The sequence below is a fragment of the Rhodococcus sp. OK302 genome, assembly GCF_002245895.1.
GTDB lineage: Bacteria > Actinomycetota > Actinomycetes > Mycobacteriales > Mycobacteriaceae > Rhodococcus_F.
The window spans coordinates 4,979,624-4,997,796 of record NZ_NPJZ01000001.1 but is presented as its reverse complement, the minus strand read 5'-3'; the positions used below and the strand labels follow the sequence as shown (position 1 = coordinate 4,997,796).

12 protein-coding genes and 1 pseudogene are annotated in these 18,173 nt (G+C 61.1%); 5 read left to right on the top strand and 8 right to left on the bottom strand.

The features are described 5' to 3' along the window. Nucleotides 1-70 precede the first annotated feature (70 nt). From BDB13_RS22940 to BDB13_RS22930, 3 genes are all read right to left on the bottom strand, one after another. The gene (locus tag BDB13_RS22940) at nucleotides 71-847 is read right to left on the bottom strand and encodes an SDR family oxidoreductase (protein ID WP_094273838.1); all 777 of its coding nucleotides are present in this window, start codon (nucleotides 845-847) and stop codon (nucleotides 71-73) included. A gap of 134 nt (nucleotides 848-981) precedes the next feature. Next, entirely contained in the window at nucleotides 982-1,293 is a 312-nt protein-coding gene (locus BDB13_RS22935) for an EthD family reductase (protein WP_094275129.1), read from the bottom strand. Between the two features lie 132 nt (nucleotides 1,294-1,425). Beyond that, entirely contained in the window at nucleotides 1,426-2,943 is a 1,518-nt protein-coding gene (locus tag BDB13_RS22930) for a fatty acyl-CoA synthetase (protein ID WP_254923054.1), read from the bottom strand. A gap of 207 nt (nucleotides 2,944-3,150) precedes the next feature. Here BDB13_RS22930 and BDB13_RS22925 point away from each other — a divergent pair, with 207 nt between their 5' ends. From BDB13_RS22925 to BDB13_RS22900, 5 genes are all read left to right on the top strand, one after another. Continuing rightward, entirely contained in the window at nucleotides 3,151-5,001 is a 1,851-nt protein-coding gene (locus BDB13_RS22925) for a flavin-containing monooxygenase (RefSeq protein WP_094273836.1), read from the top strand. Between the two features lie 4 nt (nucleotides 5,002-5,005). After that, nucleotides 5,006-5,953: an alpha/beta hydrolase gene (locus tag BDB13_RS22920; protein WP_094273835.1), complete on the top strand. Its 948-nt coding sequence runs from the start codon at nucleotides 5,006-5,008 to the stop codon at nucleotides 5,951-5,953. Nucleotides 5,954-6,048: 95 nt separating this feature from the next. Continuing rightward, nucleotides 6,049-7,434 carry an MFS transporter gene (locus BDB13_RS22915; protein ID WP_169635809.1) on the top strand — a complete coding sequence of 462 codons (1,386 nt, stop codon included), beginning with the start codon at nucleotides 6,049-6,051 and terminating at the stop codon, nucleotides 7,432-7,434. 529 nt (nucleotides 7,435-7,963) lie between these two features. Next, the gene (locus BDB13_RS22905; protein WP_094273832.1) at nucleotides 7,964-9,157 is read left to right on the top strand and encodes a thiolase family protein; all 1,194 of its coding nucleotides are present in this window, start codon (nucleotides 7,964-7,966) and stop codon (nucleotides 9,155-9,157) included. Nucleotides 9,158-9,339: 182 nt separating this feature from the next. Further along, on the top strand, nucleotides 9,340-10,101 hold the full coding sequence (locus BDB13_RS22900) for an SDR family NAD(P)-dependent oxidoreductase (RefSeq protein WP_094273831.1): 762 nt from the start codon (nucleotides 9,340-9,342) through the stop codon (nucleotides 10,099-10,101). A 201-nt stretch (nucleotides 10,102-10,302) separates the two neighbouring features. On the opposite strand, the pseudogene BDB13_RS33845 reads toward BDB13_RS22900, so the two are convergent. The 5 genes and pseudogenes from BDB13_RS33845 to BDB13_RS22875 all read right to left on the bottom strand — a co-directional run. After that, nucleotides 10,303-10,488, bottom strand: a pseudogene (locus tag BDB13_RS33845) (hypothetical protein); the annotation flags it as partial. 46 nt (nucleotides 10,489-10,534) lie between these two features. After that, a complete protein-coding gene (locus tag BDB13_RS22890) occupies nucleotides 10,535-12,640 on the bottom strand; it encodes a phosphocholine-specific phospholipase C (protein WP_094273830.1) in 2,106 nt (701 codons plus the stop codon). A 446-nt stretch (nucleotides 12,641-13,086) separates the two neighbouring features. Next, a complete protein-coding gene (locus BDB13_RS22885) occupies nucleotides 13,087-15,456 on the bottom strand; it encodes an acetyl-CoA acetyltransferase (protein ID WP_094275128.1) in 2,370 nt (789 codons plus the stop codon). Nucleotides 15,457-15,522: 66 nt separating this feature from the next. Beyond that, nucleotides 15,523-16,611: an NAD(P)-dependent alcohol dehydrogenase gene (locus BDB13_RS22880; protein ID WP_094273829.1), complete on the bottom strand. Its 1,089-nt coding sequence runs from the start codon at nucleotides 16,609-16,611 to the stop codon at nucleotides 15,523-15,525. A gap of 37 nt (nucleotides 16,612-16,648) precedes the next feature. Further along, a complete protein-coding gene (locus BDB13_RS22875; protein ID WP_094273828.1) occupies nucleotides 16,649-18,142 on the bottom strand; it encodes an aldehyde dehydrogenase family protein in 1,494 nt (497 codons plus the stop codon). Nucleotides 18,143-18,173: the final 31 nt, after the last annotated feature.

The following is an 18,173-nucleotide window of genomic DNA, read 5'->3' as shown; positions in this document are numbered from 1 at the left end:
TGAGGCCCTCCCGATTGCTCGAGAGGGCCTCATTTTACTCCGGAGCAAGTGCTCCGACGGGTATCGTGGGTCAGAATTCGTCAGAGCGGGATGCTGATTCTATTCCTCCGTCCACATAAAGTACCTGGCCGGTCGTAAATGAATTTTCGGCACTCGTCAGAAAATCCAATGCGGCGGCGACGACTTCAGGGTTTCCTGCCGGTGCATTGAGTGGGATTCCTGAGAAGATCTCACGCCCTGCCTCTGAGCTGAATCCGTGGTCCGTCATCGGGGTGCGAATCACACCGGGCGACACCGCGTTCAACGCAATGCGAGAACCGGCCCACTCCGGCGCCGAGGCATTCTTTCGGACCCACAGTGACAACGCGCGTTTGGTTGATGTGTACATCGGATTATTTCCGGTGGCATCTACCGCATCACCGATGCGGTCGACCTCGAGTTTCGCTGCCGCTTCGTCACCTGCGAGGAGGAGCTCGAGAAGCTTCTCGTCGACCGGCTGTAAGGCGGCCAGCGACGACACCACCGCTGCACGGGGCGCATCCGACTTGGCCAGCAACGGGCGGAGGAGTTCGAGTGTCCGAACCGCCCCGAAAAAGTTGACGCCCACGGTTTTCGCAGTTGGGGCGGTCGTACCTGCGACGGCAACGACGGCATCCACCTGGCCGTCGCAGAGTGCCGTCACCGCTTGTGTCATCTCGTCACGACCTTCCGAGGCTGAAAGGTCGACGTTGATATCGGCACTGGTGATATCAACTGTGATGACTCGATGACCTTGACCGCGGAGTCGTTCGACACTCGCTCGTCCGATGCCTGAGGCGGCGCCTGTGACCACATATCGTCGTGTCATTTAGTCTCCATTCGTTTCCTGTTATTTGGATGCGCCTGTGTGGGGTTCGTGCCCGACGCGCCTGTCTAACCCACTAGGTGTGGTCCTGCATCAGGCGTGTGCGATGTGAGCGCGATGTTCTGCCGCAGTCGATTTCACGGCCAGACGTGGTCCTCGTTGCTGAAAGAGATGAGCGCGTCGTCTGCTGAATAGTTGGCGACGTCCGCGGAGGCTGCTTTGCCTTCCTTCGAGGTGAGTGCGCCAATCGCCGTTTCCTTCGACTCGAAGTACATGACGGCGATTCCGTAGTGCTCGGGGGCGGACCCATCCAGCGTCTCGCACTTTCCGAAAGTGACCTTCGCGAGGTTCGGGATGGCGCGCACGATCGGAAGATGATTGTTGACGAAGTACTCGTCAAAAGCGGCGGGATCGCTGGGGTGGTTGTAGGCGATGGTGACTCGGTACATGATGATCTCTCCTGTTGAGTTTCGCTCGTCGTCGGCGGTTGAGAACGACGAACTTTTTTCATCGGCACGAACCGTGTGGTCCATGCCGGGGCTTTTGGCTTGCCGGTGTGAAATGTGGCTTTGCAGAACGCGTTACGCTCGCAGTTCCCGTTTGAGGAGCTTGCCGCTTTGATTGCGGGGGAGGGATTCGGCGAACCTGATCTGCTTGGGTACCTTGAACGGTGCGATCTGTTCTTTGACGTGCTCGATCAGTTGCTCCTTGGTAGCCTGCGCGCCGTCGCGCAAAACCACGACAGCGCTGATCGCCTCTATCCACTTGTCGTCAGGGGCGCCGATGACTGCGACCTCCGCGACTGCTGGATGCGAGTAGATTGCGTCCTCGACTTCCCGGGAGGCGACGAGGATGCCGCCGGTGTTGATGACGTCTTTGATCCGGTCGACGACGGTCACAAATCCCTTTTCGTCGCGCGTAACGAGGTCGCCGGAGTGGAACCAGCCATTACGGAACGCTTCCGCCGTCGCATCTGGGTTCTCCCAGTACCCTCGGCAGAGTTGTGGGGAGCGGTAGAGAATTTCGCCTGGCTCGTCGGCGGCGACGTCGGTTCCTTCCGTGTCTACGACTTTGGCCTCGACGAAGAAGACCGGTCGACCGCAGGAAGAAGGCCGGTCCTCATGGTCCTCGGGGCGGAGCACCGTTGCCAGCGGACCGATCTCGGACTGGCCGAAGCAGTTGTAGAATCCGAGATCGGGGTAGCGTTCACGCAGTCGATTGAGCACCGTCACCGGCATGATCGACGCGCCGTACTGTGCCTTGCGTAGCGAGGACAGGTCGCGAGAGTCCAAATCGGGGTGGCTGGCGAGCGGAACCCATACGGTCGGGGCGAGGAACAAGGATCCGATCCGGTCCTCCTCGACGCGGCGCAGTATTTCCGGAATGTCAGGCGCTGCAATCAAATTCACGGTCGCGCCTACCGAGAGGTAAGGCAGCATGAACACGTGCATGCCTGCCGAGTGGTAGAGCGGCATTGCGACGAGCGGGTTGTCGTCGGCCGTCAAGTCGAGTGCCATCACCGCCGAAACGTACTCGTAGACCAAAGCCTCGTGGGTCATCATGGCGCCCTTGGGCTTTGAGGTAGTGCCAGAGGTGTAGAGGAGCTGGGCCAGGTGAGTTGGTGAGGAAGCCGGCATCAGGTTCGGAACGGCGTCTTCTGCGGCGACCTCGAGTATGGAACCCTCCGCCTCGCGTAGCAGCAGGATGTGTTCGACAGCGACCAGGTCGCTCGACACGGTAGTGAGGACGTCCTCAAGGGTTGGGTCGACCAGGACAGCCCGTGCCCCCGACTGGCTGAGGAGATACGTCAACTCCCCGCCCCTGAGTGCGTAGTTAACCGGCACATGTACCAGGCCTGCGCGTGTACAGGCCAGGAAGCTGATCACGTATGCATCGGAGTTGGTGCCGTACGCCGCGACGCGATCACCCGTATTCAGGCCGAGTGAGATCAGGTATGCAGCCACTTTGGTGACGGCGTCATCGAGTTCGCGATAGCTATGCGCCCTTCCGGCGAAGGTGAGGGCCGTGTTGCCGGGAAACCTCGCGGCGGAGCGGCGCAGGACACCGTCGACAGTACCGCCTGTCGCTGCAGCGGACACAAGTTCGGGTTCCAGTGAAATGTGCTTTGTCACAATGAATTTCCTCATCTCGACGATTATCAACCTTCAGTCCAGGCTCGATTGCTGTGCGGACTGGGTGGGGTTTACAGATCCCATCTGGGTCTGTAACTTATGTCACTACTCGACAGGCTGTCAAGAAATTTCGACGCCGTGTCGGTTTTCATTCAATCTCTCAGAAGGATTTCGATGAACAGCAAAGATGTCGTCGTCAAAACCCCAGTCGTGTTGCCCGAATCCGGAGTTCCGGTCGATGTGGACTTCGACTACGCAGAACTGCTTGCCCGCTACGACGAAGAGCGTGACGCGCGGCTAGCTCGACCCACGAGCAGATCGAAGGGCGCGGACGCGCACGACGAAGAGGCCCTCCGGACCTGGGACCCGTACGCGCCTCGATTCGACCGGGAAGGTGTCGACCTGGACCTCGACGTCGTGGTACTCGGCGGCGGCTTCGGCGGTATCACTGCGGGAAAGTGGTTGAAGGAACAAGGCATTGACAATTTTCGCATCGTCGAGCAGGCGAGCGACTTCGGCGGCACCTGGTACTGGAACCGATACCCGGGTGCACAGTGCGACGTCCAGTCGTACCTGTACCTGCCGTACCTCGAGGAATCCGGCTACATGCCGACCAAAAAATACGTCGGTGGGAAAGAAATCTTCGAACACGCCCAACGACTGGGGCGGCTCTTCGATATCTACCCCAACGCGCTGTTCCAAACCGTCGTCAGCGACGTCCGTTGGGATGAGTCACACAACGCCTGGGTGATCGCAACCGACCGCGGAGACACCATTCGCGCCAAGTTCGTCATCAGGGCCAACGGTCCGTTCAGCAAACCGCAGTACCCGACTGTGCCGGGAATCGATGACTTCAAGGGCAAGATCATCCACACCAGCCGATGGGACTACCAGTACACCGGAGGCGATCAAGATCTCCCGCTGGACAAACTCCGGGACAAGCGGGTCGCACTGATCGGTACCGGGGCGACGGGCATCCAGGTCGCGCCGCACCTTGCCGATGCCGCGGAGCAGGTGTTCGTCGTGCAGCGCACCCCGGCGCTGGTCGCCGAACGAAACAACGCCCCAACTGATCCTGACTGGGTTGCAACTCTCACTCCCGGCTGGCAATCGCAGATGCACGAGAACTTCACCGACCAATTGTCGGGTCTCGTGCACGTGGAGGACCTCGTTCAAGATGTGTGGACGCAGATCTACCGTGCCCTCCCCGGGCACGATTTGGTCGATGTCGACGTGTCCTCACTGCCGGAGAAAGACCAGATTCATCTTTCCATCCTGTCCGACTTGAAGATCGTCAACGCTGTTCGCGAACGTGTCGACCGGACGGTCTCAAACCCGGAGACAGCTGAGGCGCTGAAACCATGGTTCGGCGTGGTCTGCAAGCGCCCCGGGTTCCACGACGAATACCTGCCGATCTTCAATAAAGAATCAGTCACCTTGATCAATGCACGACAGGGCCTCGATCGGATCACCGAAAACGGGTTCGTTGCCAACGGTGTCGAGCATGAAGTTGATTGTTTGATCTTCGCCACCGGGTTCGAAACCGGACCGCACACGGTGGGAAGTTACGGCTACGAGATTCTCGGGCGCGACGGGCGCAACCTTCGCGAGCATTTCGCCGGCGGTCTGAAAACCCTGCATGGATTCTTCTCGCGAGATTTCCCCAACCTCATCGAACTGGGGTTGAGCCAGAACGCATTCAACGTGCACTACACCTACATGCTCGATCGCAAGGCACGGCATGCCACCCGAATGATCAAGCACGCGCTCGACGCCGACATCGTGAGCTTCGAGCCCACGCATGAGGCGGAATCCGAGTGGGGCGAGGTGGTCCGTCTCGCCGGCGAGTCCCATGCCGCCTACCAGGCGACCTGCACGCCCGGTTACTACAACGGCCAGGGAAACGTCACCCAGGGAATCTTCCGGGAGATCTATCAAGCGCCCGACCGGGACTACTGGGGGCTCATCGAAGAATGGTGGGAAAACGGTGAATTCACCGGACTCGAACTCAACAAGAACGGATAACATCATGACCGAAGTTTCACTCCAGACCCCGCTAGCCGCAGATTCCCAAGCGGTCGCAGTCGCGTTGGCGGCAGTTCTGCCCGCTGAAGGCCTCAGCGGATTCTCTATCGCCGACGTGCGCACGGCCATCGATCAAATGGGTGTACAACTGCCGGAACTCCCACAGGTCGGCGAGGTGTCGGAGCACAGCGTGCATGCGAATGAGGTGACCTTCACCGTCCGGGTCTACCGTCCGGACGTCGACGCTCGACCAATTCCCGCACTGCTCTACTTCCACGGAGGTGGGTGGGCCACTGGCGGACTTGACGGCGGAGTCGACTACTTGTGCCGAGATATCGCATTGCGCAACAACATTGCCGTTGTATCTGTCGACTACCGACTTGCTCCCGAGAACAAGTTCCCGGCCGCTGTCAACGATGCAGTTGCGGCACTTTCATGGGTCCGAGAGAACGGACCGGTGCTCGGTATCGATGTAAATCGGCTAGCGGTGGGCGGCGATAGTGCCGGCGCAAATCTTTCCGCCGTGCTTACCCATCTCGATCGCGGAGCGATACCGGCATTGAAGTCTCAGGTACTTTTCTATCCGGGGACCGAGTACGCGATTGCGCGCCCCTCGTGGTTCGACAACGAGCACGCACCAGTACTGACCACAGCTGACGTTTTGTGGTTCTTCGACATGTACGCCACAAGCGATGAGCGTTCGGATCCGCGCGTTTGCCCTTCTCTCAACCAGTCATTTGCCGACCTACCAGAAGCGTTGGTAATCACGGCGGGGCATGACCCCCTTCGTGATGATGGCATCAACTACGCGTCCTTGTTGGAGCGCGACGGCACTTTCGTGAATCACATCAACATCAGAGACACGATTCACGGATTCATGACGATGCCGAACCTGAGCTCGTACGGCACCGCAATCGACCTGGTTACAGCGCATCTAGGCGCGACGATCTAGCGGATCTGGGTACGGAGTCTTTGCGGGAGCTACAGCAGGGACGCGGTGACACACACCAATTGAAACCTCCTCACCGAATGAGAGATGACAGCGCGATGAACGACGAAAATGCACTCGCCGAACACTCCCCACCGTTTGTGTCGTCGAGAGGTGGCAATCTCACCATTGAGGCAACGATTGACCAGATGCCTCGGGTCGGGCTAAGTCGTGGGGGCTGGCTGGCGTTAGTGTTGGCATTCTTCTTCGCCAGCTACGACGTCACAGTGTTCCCTTTGATTATTCCCGGTTTGAAAGAAAATCTCGGGCTGCAAAGTGCAGACCTCAGTTGGCCGGTTATGTGGAACCTCATCGGCTTCTGTGTAGGCGCGTATTTCATCGGCCGCGTAGCAGATCGTGCTGGGCGTCAGAAGGGCCTTTTCCTCACGTTCCTGATTCTTGGTCTCGGTGGCTTTGCGACCGGAATGGCTTGGAACGTCGCATCGCTGTCGTTGTTCCGGTTCTTAGCGGGATGCGGCATGGGCGCGGTCGTTGCACTGTGTTCGGGCTACATCGGTGAGATGGCCCCGCGCGATCGTCGCGGTGAGTACCTTTCCCGCATCTACCTGATCGGCATGGTGTTGATTTTGGTATGCGGGCTGGTTTCACTTCCAATACTCAACGGATTACCTACAGTCGGCTGGCGCTTGCTGCTCATGTTCGGGGGGCTGGTTCTGGTCGTCTTGCCCTTCATCAACTCAAGATCGTTGCCGGAATCGCCGCGCTGGCTCGTTGCACAGGGGCGTGTTGACGAGGCCGCAACGATTGTGCGACAGATGCAGCGCAATGCCGGTGTCGATCCAAGTGAGGGTTTCGCGGAGACGCATCGCGCAGATCCAGGCGAATCCAGTCTGAGAGCCTTGCTTCGTAAACCACTGCGACGGAGACTCGCGATAGTCCTTGGCTACTGGTTCATCTTCTACATTGCAATGTACGGAGTCGTGAGCTATCTGCCCTTGATACTTGAGAGCGTCGGAATCCAGATGTCTCAAGCACTCGAGATTTCCGCTTTTGTCCGTGTTGCACCGATCATTGCGGCTGTGATGGTGGCACTGTTGATCGAACGGATAGAACGTCGCAGCCTGATTATTGCGGGAACCCTCACCTTCGCCGCTGGCGTCGGCTTGATCATGACCGGCGGAAACACGTTCGGCGCCGTGGGGGCTTTGGTCGCCGCCTACGGGGTCGGCACCATGACGGCACCAGCATATATGTATACGGCTGAGATTTTCCCGACTGCTCAACGCGGTACCGGCACGGCGATCTGTGACGGGGTCGGCCACCTCGGCGGCGCAGTTGCGCCATTCATCGTGCTTCCACTCCTGGCTGGTCCTGGCGGCTACACGACTTGTGCTGTGGTTATCGTTCTGTTGCTGGTCTCAGCCGGGATTATCAGCATGGGTGATCGCACCAAAAATCGAGATCTCGACGCGATTTCTCGATAACAGATTTTACAACTGCTCGGTGCGGTTGGTCGAGTGTCGAGGAATCAAAAGTGGTTGCGGGGCAACCGGATACGGCGTTGATCGAATTCGGATGACTCTCACCAACGAGAACTGGCGGGAATCATCGTAGTACCCAAGGTTACGGCTGGCGCTGACTAGCGGCGATGCCGGCGGATGGACCTGAACAACTTCGGTTGCGGGTATTACCTTGGTGCCGTGCGCATTGCGCACGGCACCAAGCGATGATGAACCCCAGAATTGCAAAGCCTGCATGCTTCTGTGAGTGCGTAAACCTGGTCTGGCTCGCCTTTCGGGGTCTAACCCAACTCCGCCGGTAGGAGTTTGGTGGTCGGGGCCGAAGCAAGGCGTTTGGTGCGGAATTTTTGATATGAGCGCAGCACTATGTGTGCAAGCCGCTACCTGACAGCGAATGCAACGACTCTGCTTCTTCGAGAGTGGGTGCCGCGGTGATGCCACTGATGGAGACCTCTCGTCCGAGGGGTTCAAGACGACCGAAGGAAACTCAGCAATGACACGTGCAGTAATCGTCGATACATTGCGGCTCGCCTCCGGGAAGGGGAAGCCTGGCGGGGCACTGTCGGGTACGCACCCGGTCGAACTGCTCGCGCACGTCCTGCGCACACTGGTCGAACGTAACGGGGTCGACGCCGCCCTGGTTGACGACGTCATCGGCGGCTGCGTCTCTCAGATCGGTGAGCAAGCGGTGAACATCGCGCGAACTGCTCTGCTTTCGGCCGGTTTCCCAGAGTCGGTCCCTGCGACCACCGTTGACCGCCAGTGCGGATCGAGCCAGCAGGCCGCGCACTTCGCCGCGCAGGGTGTCATCGCCGGCGCCTACGACATCGTGATCGCCGCGGGAGTGGAGTCGATGTCGCGGATTCCGTTGGGCAGCTCGACGATCGGACAGGACGCCTTCGGTCCTGGCATCGCTGCCCGCTACTCCGAGGGCCTCGTCAACCAGGGTATTTCGGCTGAACTGATCGCCGCGAAGTGGAAGTTCGACCGCGAGGCCCTTGACACCTATTCCGCCGAATCTCATCGCCGGGCCGCCGAGGCCGCCGCAGCCGGGCTGTTCGATAGGGAGATCATTCCGATCGACGTGACCGACGCGACCGGGGAGACGGTGCCGCACGCGGTCGACGAGACGGTGCGCGCGTCCACCACGGCTGAGGGGTTGTCGGGACTGAAGTCGTCGTTCTTCTCCGATAAGTATGCGGACAGGTTCCCGGAAGCGCAGTGGGCGATCACCCCCGGTAACTCGTCGCCGCTGACGGACGGTGCCTCCGGGGTGTTGATCATGAGTGAGGAGATGGCGTCGAAGCTGGGCCTGACGCCGCGAGCGCGGTTCCATTCGTTCTCGGTCGCCGGTGACGACCCGGTCTTCATGCTCACTGCGCCGATCCCGGCGACGAAAAAGATCCTCGCGAAGTCGGGGCTCAGCATCGACGACCTCGACGCCTATGAGGTCAACGAGGCGTTCGCGCCCGTGCCGCTGGCATGGGCGCATGAGTTCGGAGCCGACCCGGCCAAGCTGAACCCGCGCGGTGGCGCGATCGCGCTCGGGCATGCGCTCGGCTCCTCCGGTACCCGCCTGCTCGGGACCTTGGTGAACCACCTTGAGGCCACCGGCGGACGTTACGGATTGCAGACGATGTGTGAAGGCGGCGGGTTGGCCAACGCCACGATCATCGAACGCATCTGACTCCACGATTGTCGGCACGTTCAGTAATGGCGGTGCACGTGTCCAGGGACAACCCAAGTATCCGCGTCCCGACCCGACGCACTGAGTATTACCGGTCCGTTCTGTGGGCCGACTTATTCCCGCATCGGTAAGTACCGCGCGTGAACACACCTTTCGTACCATCATCCAAAGAGGAGAAGTGCATGAATATCTCGGGAGCGGTCGCTGTCGTGACCGGAGGAACATCAGGGTTGGGCAACGCGACCGCCCGAGCACTACATGAGCGTGGCGCTCAAGTAGTACTTCTTGATCTACCGGCGTCCGGAGGGAATGTCGCAGCCAAGGAGATCGGCCGGGGTGCCCACTTCGCGCCGGCCGATGTCACCTCGGAGGGAGATATCGTCTCGGCGATGGACTTCGCTTCATCGCTCGGAGATCTGCGTGTGCTGGTCAACTGTGCTGGCGTCGGGACGCCGGGCAAAGTCCTCGGTAAGGCTGGAGCGCTTCCTCTTGTCGATTTCGAACGAGTGATTCGCATCAACCTCATCGGCACCTTCAACGTGCTGCGTCTCGCCGCAGAGAAGATCGCGCAGACCGACCCCATCGACGGCGAACGTGGCGTCATCATCGACACCGCGTCGGTCGCGGCGTTCGACGGGCAGATCGGACAGCCTGCGTATGCGGCCTCGAAGGGCGGAGTTGCTGCCATGACACTGCCGATTGCCCGCGAGCTCGCTCGCCATCTGATCCGGGTAGTGACCATTGCGCCCGGAATTTTCGAAACACCAATGCTGGCAGGTCTTCCCGAGGAGGCGCAGCGTTCCCTCGGGCAGCAGGTTCCGCATCCGTCACGTCTTGGTAAGGCCACTGAATATGCGGCTCTTGCCGCGCACATCATCGACAATGCCATGCTCAACGGTGAGACCATTCGGCTCGACGGTGCAATCCGTATGGCTCCGAAGTAGCAGCGAGTGATGCGGCGGATTCTTTCATGGGACACGGGCTCAGGTGGCGGGTACGCGGTGACGTCGTTCCAGGTGGCGAATCGGTTGGTCATTTCGGAGCGGTAATCGCTCGGGTAAGCTTGTGTCGGCGGGGCCGGAAGTGCGGCGAAATCGCGCTGAACACCGCTACCAGCACCCTCGGCGCGCGGCCCTGTTTGCGCACCACGTGTGGATCGTCTCGTGCGAGACGACGATGCCGCGGGCGAGCATCAACTCTGCGACATCGCGCAAGCTCAAGGCGAACCTGTAGTACAGCCACACGCAATGCGCGATGATCTCCGCGGGATAGCGGTGCCGTGTGTACAGCGACCGCGTCGCATCCGCCCGCGTTTCGTCTCCACGACTGATCCGACCATCATCCCTGACTCACGGCAGTTAAGTTGACAGAGCCGTGTCACGTTCGTTGGCTGACGCTGGCCCGTCCGCTTTCGATGTGCCCGACGAGCCGGCGGCGGAAGTCCGGATCCTCGTCGACGGCCACGGTGGCCTCATACCAGCCGTCTACTGACGGCACCGTCCACGACGCACTGCCGCCGGCCGCGATCAGACGGCTCTGACCGTCGATCACGACGGTCAGAGCGCGGGACCCTGAATTAGCCGCAGTCACATCGAGCACTCCGCCCGCCGCGTCGATTCGGGTGGACACGTCGAGCGCAGCTGCCGCGCCGTCGATCGACCCGACAAATTCGCGCCGGAAACCGTTGGGGCCCAACAGAGTCAGGCTGTACTGCGAACCCTCGAGGGCTACGGTGTCGTCAGTCTGCCCGAGGACGTCGTAGTGCCGCGGTAGGTCGAACTCGTCGGCGTAGGGATACAAGGCCAGGTGCGCCGACTCGGCACCGCCGTTGACCAGGTGCACCGTCAGAGAACGCGCACCGGAGTCCACGGTGGCATACGCGTCCGGCTGATACGGCAATGCCCGAGCGGGACGGGTACCGCTCTCCTGTACCGGCATGTGCTGCAAGGCCGGTGGGGTCGGGGTCCACCGCGGCTCGAGCGGTGGAGTGGGCTGCGGGCGAGTGACATTCGGCCGGCTTCGCGGGTTCGCGAAGTCGAAGGCCGACGTCAGGTCCCCGCTGACCGTCCGCCGCCACGGATCGATCTCCGGTTGGGTGATCCCGAATCGCTTCTCCAGGAACTGATTCACCGACGTGTGGTCGAAAACCTGCGAACACACGAACCCGCCGACGGTCCACGGCGAAATGATCGTCATCGGCACCCGGGGGCCGAGCCCGAGCGGCTGACCCCCCACCCACTCCGAACCGACCGAGAGCGGCGGACGAGGCGGCGGTACATGGTCGAAGAAGCCGTCGTTCTCGTCGAAGTTGACGATCACGGCAGTCTTCGCCCAAATCGTCGGATCGGAAGCGATCGCGTCGAGCACCTGGTACAGCAGCGTCGCGCTCGCCGCCGGCGACGATCCGGACGGATGCTCCGAATCAACCTCGGACGGAACGAGATAACTGACCTGCGGCAGTGTTCCAGACTCGACGTCCTTACGGAACTCGGCGGCAAGCGTGCCCGGCCGTGACCGGTACAGCGCGCGGTCGTACAACTCGCGGTCGGCGGGAGAGAGCCCGTCCGCCGCATTCGCGAGGGTGGTCACTGCCGCATTCTGCGCCGCGGCAGGCAACTCGGGCAACGCGAGGTAGAGCCCCGCCAAGGTCCGGAGCTCGTACGGGGTCACGCTGAGTAGCTGAGCCGCCACCTTCTTGAAGGTGGTGAAGTACTCGAGGTTGTTGTCTCCGAAGTTGTCCCACTCCTGGTACGTCTTCCAGCTGATGCCGGCGGCCTGCAGCCGCTCCGGAACGGTGGTCCACCCGTAGCCAGCATGCCACGGATTGTAGGCGGCGTTGGTGACGGCGCGACCCCCGGGACCTCCGGGTTCCGACGACCCCGCCGAACCCAACGAATCCATCGAACCCAACGGATTCAGGCCGGCGGGTTCGAATCCGGTGTACCCGGACAGCCAGTAGTTGCGGTTCGGGCTGGTCGATGTCGGCACCGAGCAGTGGTAGGCGTCGCAGATCGTGAACGCGTCCGCGAGCTCGTAGTGGAACGGCATGTCGCGGCGGTCGTAGTAGGCCATGGTTGAGGCAGTCTTGGCTTCGATCCAGCCGTCGTGCCAGCCGTCCGCAAGGGTGTTGTGGCCGCCCTCCCAGCTGTGGTCGAGTCCGCTGATGTTCTGGGTGTCCATCTGCTGCGCGGCAGCGGAGTCCCGGATCGGGAACGGGAGCACCGGGCCGTTCGGACCCGGCTGCTCGAACACTGAGGTCCCATGCCGCAATGTCAACGCGTTGGGATCGCCGAATCCTCGTACGCCGCGCAGCATTCCGTAGTAGTGGTCGAACGAGCGATTCTCCTGCATGACCAGGACAACGTGCTCGATGGAGTCGAGCCCTCCCGGCGGTACCGGCGAAGCCATTGCGCGCTGCAACGACGGCGGCAACATCGAGGTGGCAGCGACAGCTGCCGCGCCGGCGCCGGCGGTCAAAAACATTCGTCGAGAAAAGGAATTCAAAGGCACGTGGGCTCCATCGCCAGATCGATCAGTGCAGGGCTTCCAATTTCGGAACTGTAGACCAATCGTCCAGTTGGTGTGGTGGATTTAGCCAAACCCCTGATCTAGAAAATTCTCGCAAACAACTAGTCCGACGTTGTCAAGTTGTTTGGGGTGCAGCTATTTTCGAGTGCAGCAGGGAAGTCTTTCGTGATCTGGGTTCAGCGGAGCTTTGCGTTTGTGGGCAACCGCGACCACGTTCACCGGAAGAATAGGTCGCCGATTCAACAGCGGAGTAGATCGGGGCGATGTTGTGTCGTAAGCCCAACGTGGCGTGGTTGATTCGAAACTATCAGTACATTAGTGCAGCTAATTCGACGAGCAAACCCCCGAAAGTCCGCGGACTTTCGGGGGTTTCACTCACGGTTCGACGTTGTTCGGCAGAATCAGCGGTTCTTCCACTCGGGTGGACGTTTGTACCCGAACGCCGTCAGTCCCTCGACGAGGTCCTCGCTGACCAGTAACTCGTCGAGAGCGGGCGACCGCTGATCGATCGCGTCGACTACGTCAGATACCGCACGAGTCTCATTCATGATCTGAAGTGAAATGCGTACCGACGTAGGTGATCCGGTCAGGATCTCGTCCGCCAACGCACGGGCTCCATCGAGTGCGGTGCCCGCCGGGACGACTCGATTGACGAGGCCGTAAGTCTTGGCAGTCTCCGCGGATATCCTGTTGCCGGTCAGGATCATCTCGGTTGCCAGCTTCTCGGGGACGGAGCGTGGCAGCCGGACGAGTCCACCGGCTGCGGCGACGAGGCCCACGTTCACCTCGCTGAGTGCGAACTGCGCCGTTTCGTCGGCGACAACGAGATGGCAGGCCAGAGCAATTTCACATCCGCCGCCCATGGCAAAACCGTTGACCGCGGCAATGACAGGTTTGGTCATGTTCCGTCGGCTCGTCAGCCCAGCGAAACCGTTCTTGGGCACCCACATGGGTTTCCCGCTCGCCGAGTAACCGAGATCGTTGCCCGCGGAGAATGATTTGTCGCCGGCTCCCGTGAGGATCGCGACCCAGAGGTCCGGGTCGGCGAAATAAGCGTCGAATATCTGGTCGAGCTCGTCGTTGGCGTGCGGGGTGAGACTGTTGCGTGTCTCGGGGCGGTTGATCGTCACTTCGAGGAGATGGCCCGTACGCCGGACTGTGGCGAACTGATAGTCGTTGCGCAGCTGCGGCATGGCTCGAGGACGAAGTTCGTCCATGCGCTCCTCCGACAACGTGACGACGTTGCCCGGTCCGAACGATCTCGCGAACACTCTGCTCCCGATCGGCTCCCCGATCTGAAGACGGGCGAGAAGTTCGCTGTCGCCGTCGATGCCGGTGGCCAGGAAGCGGCGTCCGTCGTCGAGGCGACCCACTACGATCCCGAGCACCTTGTTACGTCGGTGCTGAACTGTGTAGGTCTCGATCTCTGCCCAGCCGTCCGCTCGGATTGCGACGTGCACGTTCGGTGCCGAGTCGAGTTCGACCTGCAGTCGGGTGCTGTTGTCTTCCCGCAAGTTCATCGGTGTGGTCGAGTAGATTCCGGTCGAATACTTGCTGAGTAGACCGCCGTTGGCACCGACGAAGCCGTAAGTCCCTGGTGCCGCGCGAAGCGCCTGCACCACTTCGGCTATGGCATGCATCGAATAGTTGTTGCCGGCACCGCCGAAGAAGGGCAGCCCGCCGGTCAAGGTGAGGTTGCGAGGGTCGTCGGCCTCCAGCCCCAGCCCGTCGCACACGTTCGACACGGCAATCGGGAAGCAGCTGTACAAGTCGAGCACGTTCAGGTCGTCGACGCCGATGCCGGCGACCTCGAGTGCATGCCGGGCAGCAGTGATCGCGGCGGGGCTGGTGCCGAGGTCGGCGCGATCGAGCAGGTCCTTCTCACGGAGATCGGCCTGACCGTGCAGGAAGACCCACTTCTCCTGCGGTATCCCGAGTTCGGTGGCGACTGCCACTGACGTCAGCACAACGGCGGCTCCCTGGTTCACCTGGTCGCGTGCAATCAGGAATCTGGGGTACGGGTCGGCGATGATTCTGTTGCGTTCGGTGACGGTGGCCAACTCGTCCGCGCTTCGTTCCGTCGGAGCGGCGGCATGTGGGTTCTTCGCCGCCACAGTGGTGAATGGTGCGAACAGTTCACCCATCGATTGCGCATACGCTTCGCGAGTCAACCCGAGACGGGCGCGGCGAGCGTTGTCGAACAACGCGTACTGACTAGGGATGTCGGTGAGCCCGTGGCTTGCCGTATAGCTTGAGGCTAACCCGTTCAATCCGAATCCGCGGTCGTCCAGTTCACCCCCGCGGGTTTCGCCGAAGTCCGGTTTGTCGTCGGTCCCCGCGAGGTGGCGGGTGGTGGAGATCGCCTCGGATCCGAAGATCAGCACAGCATCCGCGTCGCCGCCCGCTATGGTGCGTGCAAATTCCGTGACGAGATGCTGAGGTGACTGCCCGCCCACGACCTCGAGAATTGCGCGGGTGGGGTCGGCACCAATGCGATCTGCCACCGAACGTGGATAGTTGTCGGACTTCCCCAGCGGGGCCGACGCACCCGGACTCGAGATCTCGAACTGTCGGACTCCGGCAACGGTGTCGAGTCGGGCACCGACCAGGACGGGGTCGACGCCCGTATCGACGAGCGCGGCATGTGCCGCCTCTGCTGCGAGTCCGACTGCAGACAGTTTTCGGTAGTCGGGATCGTCGAGACGTTCGGACGCTTGGCCCACGCCCACCAGAACTGGTGTTCGGGGATCGATATCATGAAGTGAGTTCATCGGTACTGCTTCTCCTGCAATAGATGTCATGTTGAATGAGCGTTCGGGCAACCAGGGCGCTCAGGTTCAGAAGATGAGAATCGGTTTGACCGTTGCCCCGGTCGCAGCTCGCACGGCCTCGTTGATCGTCTCGAAGGCGTACGTCGTCACCACCTTCTCCAACGGAAACTTTCCCTCGGCATGCCAGGCGAGCAGACGTGGAATCAGAATCGCCGGATCGGCATCACCCTCGATGCAGCCACGGATCGTCTTTCCCGACATGATGATGTCGGAGACGTCGAAACTCACTTCTGGTTGGCCGATGCCCACCAGAACCAGGGTTCCCAGGGGTCCGAGTACGTGTGCGGCTGTACGTATCACCTGGGGAACGGCCGTGGTGTCGATCGCCGCCGTCGGTCTCTCTTTCGTCAGTGCGCGAACCTTTTCCGACAGATCGGGATCGGAACCGTCGAATGCGTGTGTAGCGCCGACGTCGAGAGCGAGTTGTCGACGCTCGGCGTGGAGATCGACGGCGATGATCGTCTCCACGCCGAGTGCCGAAGCCGCCATCACCGCAGCAATTCCGACACCGCCTGTACCGAAGACGGTCAGGCTCGAACTCGGTTCCGGATCGACGATGTTGACGACTGCACCGGCCCCAGTCTGAAATCCGCATCCCAGTGGAGCAACCATCGTCAAATCCACGTCAGGTGGCACGACGATCACATTCGTGCGTCGGGCAATCGCGTGTCGCGCGAAACTGGACTGGCCGAAGAAGGACGACCACACCTCGGTTCCGTCCAGCGTGGTCAGCGGCGACGTACCGTCGAGCCGTCTCCCGGAAGCATTGCGCAGACCGAATTCCCGGCAGTAAGCCTGATGCCCGGCAACGCATCTCGGGCAGCTACCGCAGCTGTCGAAACTGATCACTACGTGATCGCCCACTCGGACATCTGTGATCTCGGATCCGATTTTCTCGACCACACCTGCGCCCTCGTGCCCGTAGACAGCTGCGACATCAGGTGTCGAGACGGCCTTGGCGCCGAGATCGGTGTGGCATATACCGGTGGCGACGAGCCGTATCAGTATCTCGTCCGAGCGTGGATCGGAAATCTCGATCTCGTGGAGTTCGAACGAACTGTTCGGACCGGTGGAAACGGCGGCGGTGGTGCGCATGGTGAACCTATTCGGGTGGTCGGGTCGACGTAGAGCCTCAGGACTTGTTCAGGCGCTGCTGGATTGCGTCCAGGGCGTAACCGATTGCGGCCCGGATGGTTTCGGCTTCGATGTCACCGGCGGGCGGAATGACTCGGGCTGCCAACGCCGTCTCGGTGGTACTGGCCGTCACGGTTCGATGGTGTGAGAAGGTATCGAATCCTACTTTGCCGCTGTACGCCCCCATTCCGCTGCGCCCGATTCCTCCGGACGGAGCTCCTTCTACGCCCCAGTGGACCGCGAGGTCGTTCCGGGTTACTCCACCGGATGTGGTGCGGCGTATGTACTCTCGGAAGTCGGCGCTGTCGGACCCGAACCAGTACGCTGCCAGTGGGCTGGGTTGCGCGTTGATGTGGTCGATCGCTTCGGTGAGCTCGTCGTAGGGATGCACGACGATGACCGGGCCGAATATCTCTTCTGTAGCAATTGTCATCTGGGATGTGACATCGAGCAGCAAGGTGGGCGCGATTCGTCGAGATGCCCTGTCCGGAAGGGACTTCTGATCCTCGTCGGTGACGAGAGAGATCGCGCGTGCGCCCTTGCTCACCGCGTCGTCGATGAGCGCAGTGACTCGATCGAAGTTGCGGTCGTTCACGATCGTGACGACGCCGGGGTTGTTCGGGTAGTCCGAGAAGTGATTCTCGATTGAACTGCGGTATTCGTTCACGAAGTCGTCGACTTTCGCACGAGGCACGAAGACGTAGTCCGGGCACAAGCAGATTTGTCCGCCGTTCATCATCCGAACACCCGAGATTCGCTCGGCAGCGAACGCAACGTCGGCGTCGTCACCGAGGACCACCGGATTCTTTCCGCCCAGTTCGAGAGTCACCGGTACCAGGTTCCGGCCCGCGTTTTCGGCGACGAGGGCGCCGACCGCTGGTGATCCGGTGAAGATGATGTGATCGAAAGGCAGATCCGAAAATGTCGATGCCGCCGACACTCCGCCTCTGATCACTACCACTTCCTCCGGGGACATTCTCGTGGCAATCGCCTTGGCGAACACGTCTGCGGTTCTCGACGGGATCTCGGAGAACTTGATCATGATTCGATTTCCGGCGGCCAGCGCCTCGATGGCCGGATGTACGACCAGAAGTACCGGGAAGTTCCACGGTCCGATGACCCCGACCACGCCCTTGGGGCGGATCTGCACGAAGGTTGGGGTGCCTGCAGCATCCGAGCCGGTCACTTCCTGATCTGCCATCCACTCGTCGATGTTGTTGCGGATGTGCTCCACTCCGGGGATGACGCCGGCTATGTCGCTGAGCAGGCTCGCAATTCGTGGACGATTTCCGAAATCGGCGTCGAGGGCCTCGGTCAACTCGTCGCCGTGCTCAAGGACGGAGGCGAGAAACCGGTCGATCCGATCGAGTCGAACTTCGGCAGACGGCGGTCCGTCGGCCAGGAAGTCGTCACGCTGTGCGCGCAGCAATTCGAGCTGACGGTTCGCGGAAGGATCGACAGGTACGACGGGATGGGCGGGGATGACGGTCATGGCGCTGTTCTTTTCTGTAGTTCGCTCTGGT